19 protein-coding genes are annotated in these 22,572 nt (G+C 71.2%); 10 read left to right on the plus strand and 9 right to left on the minus strand.

The features are described from left to right. Positions 1-444: 444 nt before the first annotated feature. The 5 genes from ABZV93_RS27065 to ABZV93_RS27085 all read right to left on the minus strand — a co-directional run bounded on the left by ABZV93_RS27065 (position 445) and on the right by ABZV93_RS27085 (position 6,706). Positions 445-2,565, minus strand: a complete 2,121-nt coding sequence (locus ABZV93_RS27065; protein ID WP_354941438.1) for a 3-hydroxyacyl-CoA dehydrogenase NAD-binding domain-containing protein — start codon at positions 2,563-2,565, stop codon at positions 445-447. Positions 2,566-2,600: 35 nt separating this feature from the next. Continuing rightward, a complete protein-coding gene (locus ABZV93_RS27070; protein ID WP_354941440.1) occupies positions 2,601-3,797 on the minus strand; it encodes a thiolase family protein in 1,197 nt (398 codons plus the stop codon). 172 nt (positions 3,798-3,969) lie between these two features. Next, entirely contained in the window at positions 3,970-4,752 is a 783-nt protein-coding gene (locus ABZV93_RS27075; RefSeq protein ID WP_354941442.1) for a DNA alkylation repair protein, read from the minus strand. Between the two features lie 125 nt (positions 4,753-4,877). Further along, positions 4,878-6,125, minus strand: a complete 1,248-nt coding sequence (locus tag ABZV93_RS27080) for an HRDC domain-containing protein (protein WP_354941444.1) — start codon at positions 6,123-6,125, stop codon at positions 4,878-4,880. Further along, positions 6,122-6,706 carry a DUF3000 domain-containing protein gene (locus ABZV93_RS27085; protein WP_354941446.1) on the minus strand — a complete coding sequence of 195 codons (585 nt, stop codon included), beginning with the start codon at positions 6,704-6,706 and terminating at the stop codon, positions 6,122-6,124. Before ABZV93_RS27085 ends, ABZV93_RS27080 begins: the two co-directional genes overlap by 4 nt. A 229-nt stretch (positions 6,707-6,935) precedes the next feature. Between ABZV93_RS27085 and hemE the strand changes: the two genes are divergently transcribed. Further along, complete coding sequence (gene hemE, locus ABZV93_RS27090; protein WP_354941474.1) at positions 6,936-7,982, plus strand: uroporphyrinogen decarboxylase; 1,047 nt, start codon at positions 6,936-6,938, stop codon at positions 7,980-7,982. 75 nt (positions 7,983-8,057) lie between these two features. Here the strand turns inward: hemE and ABZV93_RS27095 are convergent, their stop codons facing one another. Further along, positions 8,058-9,053 (minus strand): methyltransferase domain-containing protein, encoded by a 996-nt coding sequence (locus tag ABZV93_RS27095; RefSeq protein ID WP_354941448.1) that lies wholly within the window; start codon positions 9,051-9,053, stop codon positions 8,058-8,060. A 53-nt stretch (positions 9,054-9,106) separates the two neighbouring features. Continuing rightward, positions 9,107-10,156, minus strand: coding sequence for a DUF4349 domain-containing protein (locus ABZV93_RS27100; RefSeq protein ID WP_354941450.1), 1,050 nt, complete (start codon positions 10,154-10,156; stop codon positions 9,107-9,109). A gap of 192 nt (positions 10,157-10,348) precedes the next feature. Here ABZV93_RS27100 and hemG point away from each other — a divergent pair, with 192 nt between their 5' ends. From hemG to ABZV93_RS27115, 3 genes are all read left to right on the plus strand, one after another. Then, positions 10,349-11,758, plus strand: a complete 1,410-nt coding sequence (gene hemG, locus ABZV93_RS27105; RefSeq protein WP_354941452.1) for a protoporphyrinogen oxidase — start codon at positions 10,349-10,351, stop codon at positions 11,756-11,758. Beyond that, on the plus strand, positions 11,755-12,471 hold the full coding sequence (gene hemQ / locus ABZV93_RS27110; protein WP_354941454.1) for a hydrogen peroxide-dependent heme synthase: 717 nt from the start codon (positions 11,755-11,757) through the stop codon (positions 12,469-12,471). Before hemG ends, hemQ begins: the two co-directional genes overlap by 4 nt. Positions 12,472-12,618: 147 nt before the next feature. Further along, a complete protein-coding gene (locus ABZV93_RS27115) occupies positions 12,619-13,011 on the plus strand; it encodes a hypothetical protein (protein ID WP_354941456.1) in 393 nt (130 codons plus the stop codon). A 98-nt stretch (positions 13,012-13,109) separates the two neighbouring features. Here the strand turns inward: ABZV93_RS27115 and msrB are convergent, their stop codons facing one another. After that, positions 13,110-13,595 carry a peptide-methionine (R)-S-oxide reductase MsrB gene (gene msrB / locus ABZV93_RS27120; RefSeq protein ID WP_354941458.1) on the minus strand — a complete coding sequence of 162 codons (486 nt, stop codon included), beginning with the start codon at positions 13,593-13,595 and terminating at the stop codon, positions 13,110-13,112. A 95-nt stretch (positions 13,596-13,690) separates the two neighbouring features. Between msrB and ABZV93_RS27125 the strand changes: the two genes are divergently transcribed. The 4 genes from ABZV93_RS27125 (at position 13,691) to ABZV93_RS27140 (ending at position 17,364) form a co-directional block, all read left to right on the plus strand. Beyond that, positions 13,691-14,713, plus strand: a complete 1,023-nt coding sequence (locus ABZV93_RS27125; protein ID WP_354941460.1) for a YafY family protein — start codon at positions 13,691-13,693, stop codon at positions 14,711-14,713. A gap of 80 nt (positions 14,714-14,793) precedes the next feature. Continuing rightward, positions 14,794-15,870 carry a LacI family DNA-binding transcriptional regulator gene (locus ABZV93_RS27130; protein WP_354941462.1) on the plus strand — a complete coding sequence of 359 codons (1,077 nt, stop codon included), beginning with the start codon at positions 14,794-14,796 and terminating at the stop codon, positions 15,868-15,870. Then, on the plus strand, positions 15,867-16,799 hold the full coding sequence (locus tag ABZV93_RS27135; RefSeq protein WP_354941464.1) for an arylamine N-acetyltransferase: 933 nt from the start codon (positions 15,867-15,869) through the stop codon (positions 16,797-16,799). Before ABZV93_RS27130 ends, ABZV93_RS27135 begins: the two co-directional genes overlap by 4 nt. Further along, positions 16,792-17,364 (plus strand): NAD(P)H-dependent oxidoreductase, encoded by a 573-nt coding sequence (locus ABZV93_RS27140; RefSeq protein ID WP_354941466.1) that lies wholly within the window; start codon positions 16,792-16,794, stop codon positions 17,362-17,364. Before ABZV93_RS27135 ends, ABZV93_RS27140 begins: the two co-directional genes overlap by 8 nt. 39 nt (positions 17,365-17,403) lie before the next feature. Here ABZV93_RS27140 and ABZV93_RS27145 read toward each other — a convergent pair whose 3' ends face one another. Continuing rightward, positions 17,404-19,944 carry an endonuclease/exonuclease/phosphatase family protein gene (locus ABZV93_RS27145; protein WP_354941468.1) on the minus strand — a complete coding sequence of 847 codons (2,541 nt, stop codon included), beginning with the start codon at positions 19,942-19,944 and terminating at the stop codon, positions 17,404-17,406. Positions 19,945-20,204: 260 nt separating this feature from the next. On the opposite strand from ABZV93_RS27145, the gene ABZV93_RS27150 reads away from it, so the two are divergent. Beyond that, the gene (locus ABZV93_RS27150; protein ID WP_354941470.1) at positions 20,205-20,612 is read left to right on the plus strand and encodes a hypothetical protein; all 408 of its coding nucleotides are present in this window, start codon (positions 20,205-20,207) and stop codon (positions 20,610-20,612) included. A 48-nt stretch (positions 20,613-20,660) separates the two neighbouring features. Beyond that, positions 20,661-22,424 carry a hypothetical protein gene (locus ABZV93_RS27155; RefSeq protein ID WP_354941472.1) on the plus strand — a complete coding sequence of 588 codons (1,764 nt, stop codon included), beginning with the start codon at positions 20,661-20,663 and terminating at the stop codon, positions 22,422-22,424. Positions 22,425-22,572 lie beyond the last annotated feature (148 nt).

Genomic DNA, 22,572 nt, shown 5'->3' on the forward strand with positions numbered 1-22,572 from the left:
CGTGACGTCGGCCCGGTTCGGCTGCGGCATTCTTCCGCGGAAGAATCGCCCCGGCAGCGGCGTCCAATCCCCGAGCGGTGACCACGCGTGCTGCGGTCGGTTCCCCGGCGCTGTCGGTGATGATTTCTTCCGCGGAAGAATGCTGCGGAGGTGCTGGACCCGGCTGAATGGCTTGCTGTTGGGCCGGCGGTTCACGCGATCAACGGCCCGCGAGGCCGAGCCGCTCGACATCGGGCGCGCCCCATCCTTCGTGCGAACGAAATGACGCGGGCCGCACCAGTGGTGCGGCCCGCGTCGGCAGGGTGGAGCGTCTCGTCGAGAGACCCGGCTGCGGATCCGGATTCGCCGAACCGGTCGCCGGGCCGGTCGCGGGGTCCCGGTCCCGGTCGCCGCGCCGGTCGCAGGGCAGCTCGTCGGCCGGATCGTGAGTTGGTCGTACGACGATCAGACCGGCAGGCTGGCGACCCCCGCCGGGAGGAAGCGCCGTCCGCCGACCCGCTCGGCGATCCCGCTGCGGTCGAGGTAGGGCGTGATGCCGCCCAGGTGAAACGGCCAGCCCGCGCCGAGAAGCATCGCGAGGTCGACGTCGGGTGCGTCAGCGACAACGCCGTCGTCCAGCAGCCGGCGTACCTCGTCGGCTACCGCCGCCATCGCGCGCTCGCGTACCTGCTCCGCGGTGGACGGCTGGTCGCCCTGCTCGAGCAGGGCGCGGGTGTCGTCGTCGAGGTACGGCTTTCCCTGGGCATCCCACGACCACAGGCCGGGCTTGTTCGCCGCGACCAGCCGCTGCAGGTTGGGGGAGACGTAGAACCGGTCGGGGAACGCCTCGTGCAGGGTTTCGGCCACGTGCAGCCCGACCGCCGGGCCGACCAACTGCAGCAGCACGAACGGCGTCATCGGCAGGCCGAGCGGAAGAACTGCCTGGTCCGCGACCTCCACCGGCGTTCCCTCGTCGACGCAGCGGGTCACCTCGCCCATGAACCTCGTCAGGATGCGGTTGACGACGAACGCCGGAGCGTCCTTGACCAGAATCGCGTTCTTCTTCAGGCCCTTGGCGGTGGCGAACGCAGTGGCCAGGCTGGCGTCGTCGGTACGCTGCCCGCGGACGACCTCCAGCAGCGGCAGGATCGCCACCGGGTTGAAGAAGTGGAACCCGACCACGCGTTCGGGATGGGCCAGCTTGCTCGCCATCGTGGTGACCGACAACGACGAGGTGTTGGTGGCGAGGACGCACTCGGGCGAGACGATCCCCTCCAGTTCGGCGAACACCTGCTGCTTGACCTTCATCTCCTCGAAGACGGCCTCGAGCACGAAGTCGCAGTCGGCGTAGACGGTCTTGTCGGTGGACCCGCTGACCAGTGCCTTGATCCGGTTGGCCTGGTCACCACTGACCCGGCCCTTGGCGGCCAGCTTGTCCACCTCGCCGCGGACGTACGACATGCCCTTCTCGACCCGCTCGTCGTCGATGTCGGTGAGCACCACGGGTACCAGCAGCCGGCGGGCGAACAGCAACGCCAGCTGACTGGCCATCAGGCCCGCGCCGACGATGCCGACCTTCGTCACCGGCCGGGCCAGCGACTTGTCCGGAACGCCGACCGGCTTCTTCGCGCGCCGCTGCACCAGGTCGAACGCGTACAGCCCGGACCGGAACTCCTCGCTCATCAGCAGGTCGGCCAGGGCGTCGTCCTCCAGGGCGAAACCCTCCTCCTTGGAGCAGGTCTTCGCCGCCTCGATGATGTCGAGGGCACGCTGCGCTGCCGGCGCCGCGCCGTGCAGCTTCGCGTCGACGAACGCGCGGCCGCGGGCGACGGCCGCGTCCCACGCCTCGCCCCGGTCGACCGGCGCCCGCTCCACCTGGGTCCGCCCGGTGAGCACCTGACCCGCCCAGTCGAGGGAGCGTTCGAGGAAGTCGGCGCCCTCGAACGTCGCGTCGGCGATGCCGAGCGGCTGCACCTGCGGTCCCCGCAGCATGCGGTTGTTGTTCAGCGCGTTCTCGATGATCACCTTCACCGCGCGGTCGGCGCCGACGAGGTTGGGCAGCAGCCAGGTGCCGCCCCAGCCGGGCAGGATGCCGAGGAAACACTCGCTGAACGCCACCGCCGGCGCCGAGGCGATGACCGTGCGGTAGGTGCAGTTGAGCGCGACCTCCAGGCCGCCGCCGATCGCCAGGCCGTTGACGAACCCGAACGACGGTTTGCGGCCGTCGTCGAGCTTGCCGAACACCTCGTGGCCGTACCGCGCGATCTCCTTGGCCTGCTCGCGCCGCGTGATCCTGGGCATGCCGCTGATGTCGGCGCCCGCGGCGAGGATGAACGGCTTGCCGGTGATGCCGATCGCCGCTACGTCCTCGCGGGCGAGCGCGGACTCGATGGCCGCGTCCAGCTCGGCCAGTCCCTTCGGCCCGAACGAGTTGGGCCGGGTGTGGTCGAGCCCGTTGTCGATGGTGATCAAAGCCATCGTTCCGGCGCCGTACGGAAGGTCGACGTCACGCACGTGCGCGTGCGTGACCACCTCGTCGGGGAAGACGTCGGCGAAGTCCCGGGTCAGGGCGGTCGGGCTGGTCACGGTGCCTCCTGAAGCGCTTCGGTCGTGGTGCCCGCTCACGCGGCGCCTTGCCAGTGGGGGTTCTCCCAGATGACGCTGCCGCCCATGCCGATACCGACGCACAGTGTGGTGAGGCCGTAGCGCACGTCCGGACGGTCCTCGAACTCCCGCGCCAGCTGCAGCATCAGCCGCACCCCGCTGGAGGCCAGCGGGTGCCCGACGGCGATCGCGCCGCCGTAGGGGTTGAGCCGCGGGTCGTCCTCACGCAGGCCGAAGTGGTCGCAGAACGCCAGCACCTGCACGGCGAACGCCTCGTTGATCTCGATCAGCCCGATGTCGTCCATCGTCAGGCCGGCCTTGGCGAGCACCTTCTCGGTGGCGGGGATGGGCCCTTCACCCATCACCTCCGGCTCCACCCCGACGAAGGAGTAGGCGACAAGCCGCATCTTCGGCGTGAGCCCCAGCTCCTTCGCGACCTCCTCCGACGCCAGCAGGCAGGCGGTGGCGCCGTCGTTGAGGCCGGCGGCGTTGCCCGCCGTCACCCGGCCGTGCGGGCGGAACGGCGTGCGCAGCTGGGCGAGTCCTTCGACGGTGGTGTCCGGGCGGGGCGGCTCGTCGACCGTGGCCAATCCCCAGCCCTCCTCGGTGCTGCGCGTCGCGATCGGCACCAGGTCGGGCTGGATGGTGTTGTCGGCGTACGCCTTGGCCAGCTTGCGCTGGCTGGCCGCGGCGTAGGCGTCGGCGCGCTCTTTGGTGATGCCGGGGAAGCGGTCGTGGAGGTTTTCCGCCGTCTGCCCCATCACCAGCGCGGACGGGTCGACCAGCTTCTCGGAGATGATCCGGGGGTTGGGGTCGACGCCCTCGCCCATCGGGTGGTGGCCCATGTGCTCGACTCCACCGGCGATCACGACGTCGTAGGCGCCGAAGGCGATGCCGGACGCGGTGGTGGTCACCGCGGTCATCGCGCCCGCGCACATCCGGTCGACGGCGAAGCCGGGAACGGTCTTGGGCAGCCCGGCCAGCAGGGCGGCGGTGCGCCCGATGGTCAGGCCCTGGTCACCGGTCTGTGTGGTGGCGGCGATGGCGACGTCGTCGACCCGCTCCGCGGGCAGGCTCGCGTTGCGGCGAAGCAACTCGCGGATGCACTTGATCACCAGGTCGTCGGCGCGGGTCTCGGCGTACATGCCGCCCGCCTTGCCGAACGGCGTACGGACGCCGTCCACGAAGACCACGTCACGGAGCTCACGGGGCACGTCGCTCTCCTCGTCGTCGGACCGTCGGGGGTGCCTGACCGGGCATCCTGACTGGGGTGCCTGGCCGTTGCCTGACTGCCGGGTTGGCCGCCGAGCTGCCCGGCCGGGTAGCCGGAACACGCCCGACAACTCTGATGCTACTCACTGGTAACAAGAATGCGCGGCATCCGGGTCAAGTCCTCGGTCCCGAGCCGCCGCGGGGACCCTCCACCTGCGGGGGCGGATGGTGCTTCAGCGCCTCGCGGCGCGAAAGCGGGGCAAGCCGGTCCTCCTGCTCGGCGACGTAGGCAAGCACCCAGGCGGGGTCGGTCCGGGCGTACTCGCGCAACGCCCAGCCGATCGCCTTGCGCAGAAAGAATTCCGGTCTCTCCAGGCTCGGCTCCAAGCACGCCCGCAGGAGGGCGGTGTCGGTGGCACCCTTCGCCTTCAGTTGGGCCAGGATCGCCACCCGGCGCAGCCAGATGTCCTCGCCCACGGCCCAGGCGAGCAGGACCGGAGCGACGGTCGCGGGGTCTTCGGCCAGGATCGGGCCCACCCGGTTGGCGGCGATCTCGTCGACGAAGTCCCACCAGGCACCGGTCACCGCGAGATGCTCGTAGAGGGGCAGCGTGCCCGCGTCCTGCCAGCCCCGGTAGTCACGAAGCCCGGTCAGTGCGAGTGCGGCGTAGCGCTCCTCGCGGAAGGCCGCGTCGTCCCACAGGGCGCGGACGGTGGCCGCCCAGGACGCACGGTCCTGGACAGGGTGTGCGGGCAGCACCTCGCGGCAGACCTGTTTCAGGACCGGCGCGGGTACGCCCCGGAACGGCATCGCCGACTTCATGTAGGCCTGCATCCGCTCCGCGCGCTCGGGGTCGCCGACCGCGGCCAGGCCTGCCCGCACGGCCTCGACCAGCTGCCGGTCAGCCTCGGGACGGCCGTGCGCCGGGGGTGACGTTTCCGACGATCGTGGGTTCACGTCGCGGAGCATACGAGCCCGCTCCGACAAGCCGAGGACACCGCGTGGCCGTGAGGTCAGGCAGGGCCGGGAAAGCAGGCCGACAGATCAGGTGGGGGTGACTCAACTCAGGTGGGACCGGCAACTCAGGCAGGCTCGGGCAGATGCGCGGCGAGCGCCTGCGCCAGCGCACCCGCGGCGAGCTCGACCTGCCATTCGCGGGCACCCCGCTCCCGCAGCGCCTGGGCAACCGCCTCCGGCGTCGGGTCGGCGGGCGGGTCCCACGCGAGCCGGCGTACCGAGTCAGGCGCAAGAAGGTTCTCCACCGGCAGCTCGAACCGGTCGGCGATGGCGTGCAGGCTCGTCCGGCAGGCGGCCAGCCGCGCCGCCGCGGAGGGGTCGCGGTCGGCCCACGCGCGGGCGGGTGGCGGTCCGTCGTACGGCATGGTGTGCTCGGGCAGCTCGTCGTCGGCGAGCTCGCGCGCCTGCCGCACCGCCGACCACCACAGGTCGAGGTCACGGCGGGCGGCGCGGTTCTCGAACGGCCCGAGTGCTGCCAGCTGCGCCCGGCTGGTCGGCTTGGTGCTCGCCGCCGTGATGATGGCGAGGTCGCTCAGCACCCGGCCGGGGGAGATGTCGCGCCGGCGGGCGGTCTCGTCGCGCGCCGTCCACAACGAGCGGACGAACGCCATCTCGCGGCGGTTGCGGATCCGGTGGATGCCGGAGGTGCGCCGCCAGGGGTCGCGCCGGGTCTCCCGCGGCTGGTGCCCGACGAGCGCGTCGAACTCCTGGGTGGCCCACTCACGCTTGCCGGTGGAGTCCAACGCGTCGGCCAGGACGTCGCGCAGCTCCACCAGGAGTTCGACGTCCAGCGCGGCGTAGACCAGCCAGGGTTCGGGCAGCGGCCGGGTGGACCAGTCGACCGCGGAGTGGCCCTTCTCCAGCGTGAAGCCGAGCAGCTCCTCCACCAGCGCGCCGAGGCCGACCTTCGGGTAGGACAGCAGCCGGCCGGCGAGCTCGGTGTCGAACAGCGTGCGTGGCCGAAAGCCCAGCTCGGCCAGGCAGGGGAGGTCCTGGGTGGCCGCGTGCAGCACCCACTCGGTGTCGGCGAGGGCCGCGTCGAGCTCGTGCAGGTCGGGGCAGCGGATCGGGTCGATCAGCGCGGTGCCGGAGCCCGCTCGGCGGAGCTGGACGAGGTAGGCCCGGTGGGAGTAGCGGTAGCCGGAGGCCCGCTCGGCGTCCACGGCGACCGGCCCGTGCCCGGCGGCGAACGCCTCGACGGTGACGGCGAGCGCCTCCGCAGAGTCGACGACCGGTGGCAGACCGTCATGGGGCTTCAGCAGCGGAACGGGCGCGCCCTTCGCGGGTCCAGACGAGGGGAGCTGGTCCGTCACCGGCTCCTCACCCGCCGGGCCGGGATAGGAACGACACCGGCCGGGACCGTCGGCAGACCGGCCGAGGTGCACAGCAGCCGGCCCCAGGCAAGCGCGTGCCTGCCGAGAGCGTCGTCCACGGGTGTCCAGGAGGCACGGATCTCCAGCTCGGCCCGCGCCGGCTCGTCGGCCATCCCGCCGAAACTCTCCGAGGCCACCCGGGTGACGGTGCCGCTGGCCGCGGTGTAGTCGGCGTCCTCGGCGTCGAGCGCCTCCACCAGCCAGGACCAGCCGACGCCGCCGAGGAGCGGGTCGGTGACCATCTCGGCCTCGATTTCCGCGCGGACGTACGCCACACACCGGAAGGTACCGTTCCAGGCGTCGTGGCCGTCGGGGTGGTGGAGAAGTACGAGCCGGCCGCTGGCCAGGTCCAGGTCGTCGACCACGACGTCGGCGCTGATCGCGGCCGCGAAGGGCGCGACTCGCTGCGGTGCCGGCACCTCCTCGGCGATGATCTCCGGCCGGAAGGGTGCGGCACGTATCTCGCTCAGCGCCCGTTGGAAAATCTCGGGCGGGGCGTTCGAATCCGTACGCGCAGCCACGCGGGAGAGCCTACGTCGGCCCACCCCCGCGCGCTGGGGACCGACGCGCCGAGAATCCCGGCTATACCCGGACAAGTACTGAAAGAAACCTGCGAACCGTGTCCGTTGGCGGACACGGTGGCGGTGCCGTCGGAGTTGTCGGACCGACGGCCTACGCTTCGAAACTGTGGACACCAGCACCGCACGGACCAGCCCGACCAGCCCGACCAGCCCGACCAGCCCCACCACCCTGACGCCGACGAACGCCGACCTCGCCGACTCGGCATTCCTGCGCGCCTGCCGTGGCGAGTCCGTGCCACACACGCCGGTGTGGTTCATGCGCCAGGCTGGGCGAGCGCTGCCGGAGTACCGCGCGCTGCGCGAGGGCGTCCCGATGCTCAAGTCGTGCACCCGCCCGGAGTTGGTGGTGGAGATCACCATGCAGCCGGTCCGCCGCTACGGCGTGGACGCGGCGATCTTTTACTCCGACATCGTGGTGCCGCTGAAGGCGATCGGTGTGGACCTCGACATCGTTCCCGGCGTCGGTCCGGTGGTCGCCGAGCCGATGCGCACACTCGCCGACCTGGCGCCGTTGCGGCCGATCGAGCCCGGCGACGTTCCATACGTCACCGAGTCGGTCCGTGGGCTCACGGCGGAGCTGGGGGGCACGCCGCTGATCGGGTTCGCCGGCGCGCCGTTCACGCTGGCGTCCTACCTCGTCGAGGGCGGCCCGAGCAAGGACCACGCGGCGACGAAGGCGCTGATGTACGGGCAACCCGAGGTCTGGCACGAGCTGCTCGGACGGCTGGCGAGGATCGCCGCGGGCTTCCTGCGCATCCAGGTGGACGCCGGTGCCTCCGCGGTGCAGTTGTTCGACTCCTGGGCGGGCAGCCTGGCTCCTGACGACTACGACAAGTACGTCCGGCCGCACTCGGAGGCTGTCCTGGCCGAGGTGGGCAGGCTCGGCGTGCCCCGCATCCACTTCGGCGTGGGCACCGGCGAGCTGCTGGGTGCGATGGCCGCGGCCGGTGCGGACGTGGTGGGCGTCGACTGGCGGGTCCCGCTGGCCGCCGGCATCGACCGAGTCGACGGCCGGGTGGTGCAGGGCAACCTCGACCCGTCGCTGGTCTTCGCACCCTGGGAGATCGTCGCGGAGAAGGCGGCTGACATCCTGACCGCCGGTCAGAAGGCGCCCGGGCACATCTTCAACCTCGGGCACGGCGTGCTGCCCAAGACTGATCCGGACGTCCTTGCCAGGCTGGTCGACTTCGTGCACACCGAGTCAGCCCGCGGCTGAGCATGCCGGTCGTCGCACCGGAAACTCTGCCGAAGCCGGGCAGAAGATCGGCGTGCTGAGCGTCCGGTGCCTTCGCTACTTCTTGACCTTGGCCGCCGCCTTGTCGGCTCGCCTGGGGTTCGCCTCCGACGGCGCGAACTGGTGGCTGCCGAAATAGACGGCAAGACCCTGCATCGCCTGCTGGGAGCGGCTGAAGATGAGGTAGCGCTTCCGCGGACCGCCGGCGTCGGTGGTGGCCACCTCGGGCAACCGGAAGTCGACGAACATGTCGTTCTCCCTGGCGATGTGCGCCAGTGCCTGCGGCGTGTAGTACGACGTGTGGCCGCGGATGAAGAGATAGCTTTGCTTCTCCAGATTTCCGCCGTCGTAGATGTTGGTCGAGCAGACCAGCACCCCTTCGTCTTCGACATAGCTCAGGGTCTTCTTGAAGTCGTTCGGCGGGTCGGTGAAGTGCTCGACGACCTCACAACAGATCACGATGTCGAACTTCGCCGTGACCGGAGAGTTGAGGTCGACCCACTCAGCGTCGTCGAAGAACTTCATGAGGTCGGCGATCGCGACCTTCTTCACCTGCTTCAGGCCGGCAATGCGCCGATAGTCGATGCTGCGTCCAGGACCGCACACGAGGACGGAGAGATCTTCGCGGCCCAGAGCCTCGATCGCCATCTCGGCCATGAAGTACTCCCGACCCGGCTTGCCTTCCGAACCCACCCGCGGGGTGTTGCCGAGCTGCTTCGCGGACGTGAACTTGCTGTAGTCCTTGAAGTTGTCGGGGGCGGCGACGTGACCGCACGATCGGCAGACGACGACCTCCAGGGTGGCGTTCTTCGGCAGGTAGGTCACGCTCTTGCTGACCGTGTTGGCGGATGCACAGACCTTGCACGGCACGCCGGATCCAGCGTTTCGGCCCATGTTGCGCAGTTTTGCGATGTAGCGCTTCCGCATCGGCGGATCGAAGATCATCCGGGTCGCGATCCGGACCGGACGCCGCAGATTGTGAGGCATCATGATTCGTCCTCCCAGGTGATACCGGCCGACTTGAGGGAGATAGTGACGAACCTTGGCCTCCACTTGGTGATCAACGGCACGTTATGGCCGTTACCGGCCGCCCGCGGGTTATCCGCTCAGGAGCCGGCCGGGGGAGGCGTCGGCTCCGCGGGCGCCGACGGGCGGGTGGACCTTGCCCGCAGCCGGCGCCGCAGAGGTACGACGACCAGCGCGCACAGGCCGAGCAGGACGAGGAACGGCGTCGCCGCCCCGAGCGCGGTCAGCACCGCCTTCCCGGTGGCCGCGAACGCCGACCAGCCCGAACGCAACCCGGCCAGGAAGCCGCTCCCCGCGTGCTCGGTCTGCTCGGTGCCCGCCGCCGGCGGGGTCTCGAAGTCGACCCGGATCGTCGCCAGGGTCGCCTGGCCGTCGAGGGCCGCGGCCCGGGCCTGCAGCGACTCCAGCTCGGCCTCGCGGGAGGCGAGCTCGGTCTCCACCTGCATCACCTCACCCACGGTCTTCGCCTGGCCGAGCAGCGTGCGCAGCCGGTCGATGCTGCGCTGCTGGCTCTTCACCCGGCTGCCCACGTCGACCACCTGGTCGGTGACATCGGTGGCCTGCTGGGAGTCGGTGCGTACCGTTCCCATTTCTCGGAGCGCGCCCACCACCCGGTCGAAGTCCGCGACGGGCACCCGCAGGACCAGGCTGACCCCGGTGGTCGAGGTCGTCGCCGTGCCGGGGGCGCCGGACCCGGGCTTGGCCTCGTCGGAGGTGCTCTCCTGGTTGGCGACGTACCCACCGGCGCCCTCGGCGAGGGACGCGGCGCGGCGGGCCGCGGCCCGAGCGTCCTTGGTACGGATGCCGAGGGTCGCGGTCCGGACGATGGACCGGCGGAGCTCGCCCAGCTCGACACTGGCCTGCTGTGCCTTCGCGGCGCCGCCCTTGGCTGCCGTGCCGGGCTTGCCGGCAGTGCCTGCTTCCACCCCCCGTTCGGCGGAGTCCGGCGCGGCGGCCGGGTCCGCCTTGCTCGCCGAGCCGCCGCCCGCCGCACTCTCCACAGACGGGTCGGAGCATCCGGCCACGGCCAGGGCGACGACGGCGGCCAGCAGAAGTGCGCACGTACGGGCGAACCGCGAGGAGCGGGCCGGCGGGGCAGGACGGCGCGGTGGGAGCGGCCGAAGCCGCATCGACTGGAGCGACTGGAGCGAAAGAGTCGGAAGGGTCGGACGGCGGGCTTCTGGGCCGGTCATGGTGGACCTCCGCGAAGGACGAACCGGAACGATCGCGGCCTGGCGTACGGCGTGATCACCCGGCGGGTGCTGTCCCGACGCGCGCGGGCCGGGCAAGGTTGCCCGCGCCCGGTCTGGGAAGGTGGGCGTATGCGGGAGATCGTGATCGTCGGGGGCGGAATCGCGGGTGCGGCCACGGCGTGGTTCCTTCACCAGGCCGGCCGCACCGACCTCACGGTGACGATCCTGGAGGGCGCACCCCGGGTCGGCGGCAAGCTCGCCACCACCGAACTCGCCGGGGTTCCGGTCGACACCGGGGCCGAGGCGATACTCAACCGGCGTCCGGAGGCGGTGGAGCTCGCCCGGGCCGTCGGGCTCGGCGACGCGCTCCGCCATCCCGCCACCACGTCCGCCTCGGTGTGGACGCACGACGGCCTGCGTCCGCTGCCCGCGGGCACCGTGATGGGGATCCCCGCCGAGCAGGCGGCGGTCGCCGGTGGTGGCATCCTCGGTGCGGACTCGATCGCCCGGCTCGCCGCCGAACCCGACGAGCCGGGGCCGCCGCTGTCCGGTGACGTGGCGATCGGGAAGTACGTCGAACGGCGGCTGGGCCGGGAGATCGTCGACCTGCTCGTCGAGCCGCTGCTGGGCGGGGTGTACGCCGGGCACGCCGACGAGCTGTCCCTGGAGGCGACGGTCCCGCAGCTCGCGGCCCAGTTGCGGACCGACCCCTCACTCGTGCGCGCCGCCGCCCGCGCCAAGGCGGCCGCGCCCACCTCCGACGCGCCGGTGTTCGCCGGTCTGGAGGGCGGCGTCGGCCGACTCGTGCCCGCGGTGGCGGAGGCGTCCGGTGCGACCGTCCGTACCGACACGACCGTTCGCGCGCTGACCCGCACGGCCACCGGCTGGGAACTCCTGACCGGTCCCACCCGCGCCCCGGCGACGCTCCGCGCCGACGCCGTGGTGCTGGCCTGTCCGGCCCGCCCGGCGAGCCGGCTGCTGGAGACGGTCGCGCCGGGGGCGGCCGCGGACCTCGCCGGGATCGAGTACGCCAGCATGGCCACGATCGCGCTGGCCTACCCGGTCGCCGCTGTGCCCGGCGAGCTGACCGGCTCGGGCTTCCTGGTCCCGCCGGTGGAGCGGCGGTCGATCAAGGCGGCGACGTACTCCTCCCGCAAGTGGGGCTGGCTGGCCGAGCGGGCGCCCGGCCTGGTGATCGTCCGCGCCTCGATCGGCCGCCACCGGGAGGAGGCCGACCTGCAGCGATCCGACGACGAACTGGTCGCCGCCGCGCGTGCGGATCTCGCCGCCGCCACCGGGATCGCGGGCGAACCGGTGGACACCCACGTCCAACGCTGGGGAGGTGCGCTGCCGCAGTACGCCGTCGGCCACCGGGCGCGGGTCGAGCGGATCCGCGCCGGCGTCGCAGCGCACCCCGGCCTGGCCGTGGCCGGCGCCGCCTACGACGGGCTCGGCATCGCCCCCTGCGTGGCGAGTGCCCGGGCGGCCGCCACCCAGGTGCTCGCCGCCCTGCCCGTCGCGGGGACAATGACCCCATGAGCGGACCACGACAAGAGACCGGCACCGCGCGCCCGAAGGCACGTGACCTGAACCAGACGATTCGGTACACGATGTGGTCGGTGTTCCGGCTGCGCGAGCCGCTGGGCGCCGACGGCCGTGCGCTGGCCGCGGAGGTCGAGGACCTGTTCGGGCAGCTGGCCGGCAAGGACGTGGTGGTCCGCGGCACCTACGACGTGTCCGGGATGCGCGCCGACGCCGACCTGCTCATCTGGTGGCACGCCGCCGACGCCGACGACCTGCAGGAGGCGTACAACCGCTTCCGGCGCACCGCCCTCGGCCGCCACTTCGCGCCGGTGTGGTCCCAGCTGGCGCTGCACCGCCCGGCGGAGTTCAACAAGAGCCACATTCCGGCCTTCCTCGCCGAGGAGGAGCCGAAGCGCTACGTGAGCGTCTACCCGTTCGTCCGGTCCTACGAGTGGTATCTCCTGCCCGACGAGGAGCGCCGCGCGATGCTGGCCGAGCACGGGATGATGGCCCGCGACTACCCCGACGTACGCGCCAACACGGTGTCGTCGTTCGCGCTCGGCGACTACGAGTGGATCCTCGCCTTCGAGGCCGACGAACTGCACCGGATCACCGACCTGATGCGGCACCTGCGCGGCGCCAGGGCACGGCTGCACACCCGCGAGGAAGTGCCGTTCTTCGCGGGACGGCGCAAGCCGATCGCGGACATCGTCGACCAGTTGCCCTGACTGCCGGCGCCAACCGGCCCGCGCCGGCGCGCACGTGTGTGAAGGTGGGGTGGGCGGACGGCGCCGGGGTGAGGTGCGAGGTGCCGGTGAGGCACGGTGACGGTGCCGTACGGCCCATCAGCGGAGCGGCAGGGGAGAGGAGCGGGCGTGAGCTGGCTGCGGAAGGTGTTCGGCGGTAGCGACGACCTGGCGGCGGCGCCGGTGACGATGAACGTCGAGCGGCGCACGGAGCAGTTGGTCCGGCTGGAGAACGCCCTCGACCGGCTGGTCGAGGTGATGAAGGCCAACGAGGAACGGATGGCCAACCCCGCCTGGAAGGAACGCATGGCGGAGTACCGCCGGATCTCCGGTGAGTGCTACAAGCTCCGCTCGAGCGGGTTCACCCGCGAGCAGATCCTGGACGTGGCGTTCGAGGTACGACCGGTCTTCGGAGGCGAGCTTCCTCCCGACGTACGTGCCGTCGAGCCGCCGCAGGAGGAAGCACTCGCCGCCGCCGCGGAGATCCAGGCCGTGCTTCCCGACGAACGCCCCACGAGCTGACCGAGCCCTTGTGGGACCGGGGGCCGGCCCGGCCCGAGGTTGCCCGGCCGATGTGCGCTCGGCGCCTTGTCTGCTCGGCGTCGCGGTGTTCGACGGTCTCAGGACGTCCCGGCCGCCTCGTCGGGCTCGAGGGTCAGCGACACCGAGTTGATGCAGAAGCGCTGGTCGGTGGGCGTGCCGTAGCCCTCACCCTCGAAGACGTGCCCGAGGTGGGAGTCGCATCGGGCGCAGCGCACCTCGGTGCGGACCGTCCCGAACGACCGGTCCTCCAGCAGCCGTACCCGGTCACCTGCCATCGGCGACCAGAACGACGGCCACCCACAGTGGCTGTCGAACTTCGTGTCGCTGCGGAACAGTTCGGTCCCGCAGGCGCGGCAGCGGTAGACCCCGGTGGTCTTGGTGTCGACGTACTCGCCGGTCCAGGGTCGCTCGGTGCCGGCCTGGCGAAGGACGGCGTACTCCTCCGGCGACAACTGGGCGCGCCACTCATCGTCGGACTTGCGGATCTGGCCTGTGGTCTGGTCCCCCGCCTGGTCCGGCGTCCGCGCGGTCTGGGTGTTCTGTGCGTTCTGGTTCTCCGGCATGCTTTCGACCCTACGCCGCCACGCCCAGCGCCCGCGGCCGCCGGCCCCGCCCTCAGCGGACATGAACTGACCGCAATGTCGGGCATGCTGAGTGCATGGCGAACACCAGCTCCCGGACGCTGCGGTTGCTCTCCCTGCTCCAGACCCACCGGTACTGGCCCGGCCAGGAGCTCGCCGACCGGCTCGGCGTGTCCGTACGCACTCTGCGCCGCGACGTCGACCGGCTGCGCGAGCTGGGATACCCGGTGGACGCCAACCGCGGAGTCGACGGCGGGTACCAGCTCGCGGCCGGTGCCGCCCTGCCCCCGCTGGTCATCGACGACGAGGAGGCGGTAGCCGTCGCGATCGGCCTGCGGGTCGCGACCCAGGGAGCGATCGCGGGGATCGAGGAGTCCTCGGTCCGGGCGCTCACCAAGATCATCCAGGTGATGCCGCCCAGGCTGCGCCGGCGGGTGGACACCCTGCGCACCGTGACCGTGCCCGCGGCGTGGACCGGCGGGCCGACGGTGGACGCCGACGTCCTGACCACGCTCGCCCAGGCCTGCCGCGACGAGGAACAGCTCAGGTTCTCCTACACCGCGCACGGGGGTGAGCGGAGCGGACGCCAGGTGGAGCCGCACCGTCTGGTGTCACTGGGCCGCCGGTGGTACCTCGTGGCGTACGACCTCACCCGGCACGACTGGCGCAGCTTCCGGCTGGACCGGGTGACCGAACCCCGCAGCACCGGGACGCGTTTTCGCCCGCGCCAACTCCCGGCGGACGACGCCGCGGCGTTCGTCCGGGCCGGGATCGACAACCGCTCGGTCGCGACAGCTGTCGAGGTGCTCGTCCACGCGCCGGCCGACAGCGTCCGCGCGAAGGTCGGCCAGTGGGCGACCGTGGAGCAGCTCGGCAGCGAGAACGGCGAGAACGGCGAGAACGGTGAGCAGCGGTGCCGGCTGCTCATGACCGTCGACTCGCTGGAGTGGGTGTTGCTGACCGTCGGCGCGGTGGGCGCGGAGTTCGAGGTCGTCAGCCCGCCCGAGCTCACCGAGCGGGTACGCGAGTGGTCGGCGCGGTTCGGCCGGGCCGTGGCCGCCGGAGACGCTGCGCCCCCCGGACCTCGATCACGTTCATAAGAGAGCCCACCGCCTTGACGATCAACGTCCGGCGAGGGACAGTGTCGTCGTCGAGTTAATCGATTAACGGGCGGAGATTCATGGGTACTCGAGTGACACTGCGGTCGGTTGCCGACGCGGCCGGCGTCTCGACGGCAGCCGTCTCCTACGCCTTCAGCCGTCCGGACCGGGTGTCGTCGCAGACGCGGGCCCGAATCCTGGCGGTGGCGCGGGAGCTGGGCTACGCCGGACCCGATGCCGCCGGACGGTCGCTGCGGACCGGCCGGGCCAATGCGATCGGCGTCATCCTGACGACCGGGCTGACGTACGCCTTCACCGACCCTTACGTCCTCGGCCTGCTCGACGGCCTCGCGGAGACGCTGGCGCACAGCCGGACCAGTCTGGTGCTCATCCCCTTCGCGCCGGTCGTGGCCGGCCTCACCGATGCCGAGGTCGACGAATCACTCGACGCCGTACGCCGCGCGGTCATCGATGGCGCGGTGGCCGACGGGCTCACCGACGGCCATCCCGCAGTGCGGGCCCTGGCCGAGCGATCGCTGCCCCTGGTCCTTTCCTACGAGGCCGCGGGCACCCGATGTGTGCTGATCGACGACCAGAAGGCAGGGCGCGCGATCGCGCACCACCTGTCCGGCCTCGGCCACCGCGACATCGCCATGGTGGTCGCCTCGCCGGCCGAGCCCGGCCGCAGGGTCCGCGCGGTGGACGAGGCGGCACTCTGTCCCTACTCGCGCAACCGGCTGACCGGCGTACGGGATGCCCTGCCCGCGGGCGCCCGGCTGCGCGTCTTCAGCGGGGGCAGCAACACCACGACCTCCGGTCACGCTGCGACGACAGCGATCCTGGCGGGCTCGGATCACCCCACAGCGATCGTCGCCGACAGCGACGTACTCGCTGCTGCCGCCGCCGAGATCGCCCGCAGCCAGGGGCTCCGCATCGGACACGACCTGTCGATCACCGGGTTCGACGACGTGCCGGTGGCGGCCTCCGCCGGGCTGACCACCGTCCGCCAACCCATCCGGGAGAAGGGGCGGTGGATGGCCCGCATGCTGCTCGACCCGGAGGGGACCCCGGCCCGGGTGACCCTGCCGACCGAGCTCGTCGTCCGCGCCAGCACCGGTCCCGTACCGCGGCGCCGAGCCGAAAGGAAACCGACATGACCAGCCGACCACCCGCGCCGGGGGGCCTCGCCTACCCGGCCGTGCCCTGGCCCGTGGATGCACTGGATCTGGACGCCTACCTCCGGCGGATCGACCACCGCGGACCGATCGCACCGGACGGGGCGACCCTGCGCCGCCTGCACCGGGCGCACGTCGCCGCCATCGCGTTCGAGAACCTGGACCTGATGCTCGGCCGCGGCCTCGACGTCGAGCTCACACAGGTACAGGACAAACTCGTCCACGCCGGCCGTGGCGGCTACTGCTACGAACACGGCACTCTCTTCGGCGCGGTGCTCCAGCGCATCGGTTACCGGGTGGACAGGCTGCTCGCCCGCACCGGCGATCCGCTCGAGAAGCCCCGCCCCCGCTCGCACCTGGTCCTCCGCGTCGACGACGGCGACGAAGTGTGGCTGGCCGACGTGGGTTTCGGCTCGGGTCTCCTCGAGCCGCTGCCGCTGACCGAGGGTGAACCCCAGCAGCAGGGCGCATGGCAGTACCGGCTTCGTCGCGGCGCGGAAGGTGCCTGGCGGCTCCAGGAGCGGGTCACCGAGGTCGTCGACACCTGGACCACCATCCTGACCTTCACCGAAGAGCCGCAGTACCCGGTCGACATCGAGGTCGCCAACCACAACACCGCGACCAGCCCGCTGTCCCCGTTCACCCAGCAGAGCATCGTCGTCCGCAAGGACGAGCTCTCGGTGCGCCGGCTCGTTGGCCGTGACTACACCGAGGACCGTCCGGGCTCCGGCACGCACACCCGGTCCATGACCGACGAGGAGTACGCCACCACCCTGGTCGCCGATCTCGGCGTCGCCCTCGACGCGAACGAGATCCGGGCCCTCCTGACCACCCTCCCCCCGCCGATCGGGACTCGCCTCACTTCCCCCGACCTGGACCTGCGGTCCCCGACAGGAGGGCACCATGCCTGACGCTTCCACGCCCTACGTTCTGGTCGTCGTCACCGCCAGCGTCCGCCCGGACCGCATCGGCCACACGGTGACCCGATGGTTCCTCCGGCACCTGTCCGGACTCACCTGCGCGACCGTCGACCACATCGACCTCGCCACACTGGACCTCCCCGGCCGCCTCGACGGCGGCGGAGACACCGATGAGTTCACCAAGCGGATCGACCGTGCCGACGCCTTCGTCCTCGTCACGCCGGAGTACAACCACGGTTACCCGGGGCCGCTGAAGACCGCGATCGACACCCCGTACGAACAATGGCGCGCGAAGCCACTCGGCTTCGTCTCCTACGGAGGCGCCTCCGGCGGCCTGCGCGCGGTGGAGCAGCTGCGCAATGTCATGGCCGAACTGCATGTCACCACCATGCGGACCGGCGTCATGATTCCCAATGTCCACGACGCCTTCGACGAGCACGGTGAGCCACGCCGGCCCGAGCACCTGGAGGCAGCGCTGGCAGAGATGGTGTGCCAGCTGAACTGGTGGGCCCCCGCTCTCAACCGGGCAAGGGCCCACCAGCCGTACGCGTGCTGAACGCCGGTCAGCCGGTCGGCAGGACGTGGCAGCCTGAGGTCACGGGCTGATCCGCACCACCTGGGGGTCGTGGTCACTCACCTGGTCGGCGAACTCCGCGTTGACGTGGACGATGTCGTAGTCACGCACCCGGCCGGAGAAGCCGGCCGACCGGTTGCCGATCAGCGCCGGGCTCACCAGGATCTGGTCGAGCACCTGGGAGTTGCCCTCGAAGACGTACGAGTAACGCTGGGCCGGCGGCAGCAGGGTGGGCAGGCTCACCAGTGTCCGGCCCTCCTGCAGGATCTGGCTCGTACGCGAGAACTCGAAATCGTTCAGGTCCCCGACGACGACCACTTCGGCGTCGGGCTGGACAGCGCGGATCTGTGCCACGAAGTCGTGCACGAGCCGGGCCTGGGCGTGCCGCTGGGTCTCCGACGAACGCGCCGGCGGCTGCCAGCGCCCGAGCAGGGGTTCGTCGCCGCCCTTGGAGTTGAAGTGGTTGGCGATGACGAAGAACGTGCGCCCGCGGTAGGCGAACTCACCGGCCAACGGCTTGCGCGAGTCCTCCCACGCATCGTCGGTGGGTGCGATCCGGCCGGGGGACATCGTGAGGGCCGCCTGCCCGTCGGGCTGCCGGGTCACGTCCGTGGCGGTGGTGGCGTCACCGCCGGACCGGTCGACGAACGACACCCCGCGGTCGGTGCGGAACAGGAAAGCCACCCGGATGTTGCCGGTCGGCTGACCGCCGTCGGCCAGGTTGACCGGCGAGATCTGCCGCCACTGGTACGCGGGGCCGCCGGCCGCCGCGATCGCGTCGGTCAGCATCCGCAGGGTCCTGTCCGCCGACACCACGCCGTCCGACTCACAGGTGGCCGAAGGTCCGTTGGGGCACTCCGGACCGGTGTCGTCCTGGACCTCCTCCAGCGCAACGACGTCTGGTGCGGCGAGGTTGTGCACGATCGTCTCGGCCAGCCGGTCGAACTTCACCTGCGGGTCGGTCGGATCGAGGTTCTCCACGTTGAAGGTCGCGATCGCCACCTCGTTGCGCGCCGGTGCCTGCGTGACCTCCTTGGTCAGCCCGCCGGAGCGGACCGTCGGCACCGAGGTGGGGTAGATGCGGAACGTGCCGTAGTCGTAGGAGAGCGGGCCGCTCACCGCACCGGTCAACGTGTCGCCGACGTTGGCGGCCGGCATCTGCTGGTAGATGATCTCGTCGTCGACGGTGAGCCGCGCGGTGTTGGGTGTGTCGTAGGAGGCGTAGCGAACGCCGCCGGAACGCGTGGGCAGGGCACCGGTGGTGCCGCCGGGTACGACGGTCAGCTCGCCGTAACTGTTGGTCGGCCCGACCACCTGCGCGTCGCGCACCTCCACCCGCATGCTTTCCAGCGTCTCGTAGAAGTCGATCGCGTCCCGGTCGGGCCGGAAGTCACCGGTCGTCTCCACGTCGACCCGGTTGCCGGAGCCGTCGCCGCTGTCGGCGTTCTCCGCGGGAGCGACCCGGCCACTCGGCCCGATCAGGACCGGCGCCGGCATCGGCTCGGCCCGCGCGCCCTCGGTGAAGGTCGAGTCGGTGAGCTCGGTGAGCGCGAGGTTGGGTCCGGTGCGCGACGACGGGCGGAACTCACTCACGGTCGCGGTGACGGTGACCGTCCTGCCGACTGCGGGCTTCGCTCCGGCGGCACCGGCGTAGACGTAGATGCCGTCGGACGTGGTGTCGTCGCCGTCGCCTGCCGAGTCCTGAATCCAGTAGCCGTCGAACTTGTTCGCCGTCACCACGCCGGTGGTGGCGACCCGCCTGCCGTCGTAGGGCGAGCGGTGCCCGTGGCCCTGGATCGCGGGGATGCGTGCCTGCTCGGGCTCGGGACCGGGGTCGCCGCCTGCGCCGGTCTCCCCGGCGGCGTTGACCGGGGTCGGTGCGCCGGTGGCGAAGTCGGCCGCGTTGTCGTCGGTGTCACGGGCGTCCGCGCCGCCGCGCGCCGAGGACGTGGCGTTGGTCGTGGCCGCCGCCGCGTGGCCCTCGAAGTCGTTGGCGCCGCCCCAGCCGAGGAAGTCGACCACGGCAGGGTCGGTGGCGCAGGCGGTGCCGCAGGAGAGCACGGACGTGGCGCGCACCAGGGCGACCTTCCCGGCGGTGCCGGACAGGTTGATCGCCGTGCTGGACTGGTCGGGCTGGGGCAGCGCCTGCCCGGCGCCGGAGCCGGGCGCGAGCTGCACGAGGAACGTGTGACCGGGCGCCACGCTTCCGTGCAGGTCGACCTTCAGCGATCCCGAACCGGGCGCGGAACCACCGCCGAGGTTGCCCGACGCCGAGCCGTACTGCAGCGACAGCCCCTCCAGGGACGCCGGAGCGCTGCCGTGGTTGGCGAGTTCGACGAAGTCGTGGGTGTAGGCCGCGCCGGAGTTGCCACCGCCGCCGTACACCTCGTTCAGCACCAGGTCGGTGGAGGCGGCCGAGGCGGAGGTGGTGGTGACGGTGAGACCGGCGAGGGCGAGCGCGAGGGTCGATCCCGCGGCCAGCGCCGTTCGTGTTGTGCGTACTGAGGCTCTGGGTGCTGAGGCTCTGCGTACTGAGGAGGTGCGGATGCGCCGACGCGTCATCAAGAGGCTCCCGTGAGTGGTCGAAACCTGTGCGAGCGTTCTTACCACTCCCGGCGGACAAGTGCGCGGGATCGCCGTGAACGAGCGGTTATCCACAAGACCGACGTCGCCGGCTGCGCCGAGGTGATCAGGTCGCGTACCGTTCTTTCCCGGACGCCACCCGCCGGCGCCCGCACACGCGACCTTCCGCCACGGGCGCCACCTCCGCCCGGTTCGGCGAGGATCGTACGCCAGCTTTCACACGAGGACGGTGGCCGTAGATGGGGACAAAGGTCGAGCCGGGAGCCCTGGACTCCTTCGCGAAGTACGTCGACGAGCTCGCCGACGGATGGAACGACAAGACGACCTCGGACGCGGTGCGGATGGCCGAGTCGAAGGAGGGCGACTACAACTACCCCCAGCTCGGTGACTTCGGCGGCGCCAAGACGTTGACGTCTACCTACGAGCAGAAGCGTGCCGACACGGCCAAGTCCTGTGGTGAGCTCTACTCCGCCCTGCGCGGACTGGCCAAGGCCACCCGGAAGATCGCCGACAAGTACCGCTCCGCGGAGGCGCTGAACCACGCCAACGTCGGCCAGATCGACAAGATCCTGGGCGACAACATCAAGCCCCCGACCACGGATCCGAAGAACCCGGACGCCGACCCGCCCAGCCCCCCGAAGCCGTAAGGCCTTCAGGGAAACAGCGTTCAGGGCTCACTGACGAGGGAGAGTGTGATGGGGGATTTTCCGACCAGCGAGTTCGAGAAGACCGAACACGCCAAGATCATCGGCAAGCTCTGGGACTACTGGTCCGAGAAGCCCGAGACCGACACCGATTCCAAGACCGTTCCGACCAGCAGTTCGGTGTACAACACCAAGACGCTGTGGGAGGGGGTCGGGTCCCAGGCCGACACCCTGGCCGACGACCTCGACAAGGCGCTGAAGACGCTGCTCGACGGCGGCAACGGCAGCTGGGAGGGCGACGCGGCGGAGGAGTTCCGCAAGACGGTCAAGCAGATCGTTCGGTTCACCCGCGAGATCGCGCACACGGCCGACAGCAAGTATCCCAAGCCCGGCGGTGAGGGCGAGAAGAGCGACAGCAACTTCGAGTCGGCGACGGTCTCGAAGAGCTTCGCGCAGGTCTTCGGGAACGTTTACGACCAGCTGTCCGCGACGCAGCGGGACTCGGGACTTCCTGCCCCTCCGTTCTGGAACACCCCGTACTGGGTGAAGTGGTGGGCCGACTTCGGGTGGGACTGGACCATCAAGTACGAGATCCGCAAGGGCACGGGCGACGGGACCATCCTCACCCCTCCGGGTGGAAAGGCATGCTACGACTCCGATGAGATGTCCGGAGGCGACGACGGCGGAGGCGGCATCTACGCCACGGCACAGGTGCAGGTCGATCGTAGCGAGGACGGCTGGTGTCACGGCTTCCTGCCGAGGAACGACACCGAGAACAACAAGCTGATGACGTACCTCAAGTTCAACGAGAACGAGGAGAAGACCTGCCGGGCGTCGGCCAAGACACTGCTGGAGAAGTACGGCGAAGCCAACGACCACATGCCGACCCCGCCGTCCGGGCTGAAGCTGACCTTCTCCTCCGCCGACCCCGGCAAGTTCGGCGGTGGGGGAGGGGGCGGTGGTGGCGCTCCGAAGATTCCCGGTGGTGGTGGCGGTGCTCCCAAGATTCCGGGCGGTGGAGGACACCCCCAGATTCCCGACGGCGGAAATCCCCCGAAGACCCCCGGCGACCGCGACGGCGACGGCATCCCCGACGGCAAGGACAAGTACCCCGACGACCCGACCAACCATGGTGGCAGACCCGAGGTCCCGGGCGACCGCGACGGCGACGGCATCCCCGACGGCAAGGATCGCTATCCCGACGACCCGACCCGCGGCGGCGGTAGCCCCTTCGACCCGTCCAAGGACAGCGACGGCGACGGGGTCCCGGACTACAAGGATCGCTATCCCGACGACCCCACTCGCGGTGGTGGCGGCGGCTTCGAGTTGCCCGACCGTGATGGTGACGGTGTTCCGGACTACAAGGACAAGTACCCCGACGACCCGACCCGCGGAGGCGGGGGAGCGGGCAATGTCGACACCGGTACGAGCACCGCGCGCGCCGGCGGCTTCGGTGGCGGTGGCGGCTTCGGCGGTGGTGGATTCGGCGGCGGAGGTATTCCCGGTGCCGGCGGCGTTCCCGGCGGCGGAATCCCCGGTGGCGGCGGACTCGCGGACGGCAGTGCTCCCGCCGGCGCGCCGGCCGGAGCACTCAACGTCGGAGGCACCGGAGCCGGCGCCGGCGGCATGGGTGCCCCCGGCGCGGCGGGCGCGCGCTCCGGCATGGGCGGCATGATGCCGATGATGGGTGGCGGCATGGCCGGCGAGGACGGCGGTCAGGAGCAGGAACGCACCACCTGGCTCGACGAGGACGAGGACGTCTGGGGTGGGGGCGACGACGACGCACCGCCTCCCGTGCTCGGCGGCGGCTTCTAGCGGAGGGCGCCGCGGCACCAGGGGACTTCGATCCCCTCGGACGCCCCGGACAGGCCTACTACGGCGGCGGGCCGAACCCTCGAGGGGCCGCCGACCAGGCGCTGGGTGAGGCGCTCGCCCGCTGGGGCCGGCCCGACCTGGCAGCCGA

The sequence above is a fragment of the Actinopolymorpha sp. NPDC004070 genome (assembly GCF_040610475.1).
Classification (GTDB): Bacteria; Actinomycetota; Actinomycetes; order Propionibacteriales; family Actinopolymorphaceae; genus Actinopolymorpha.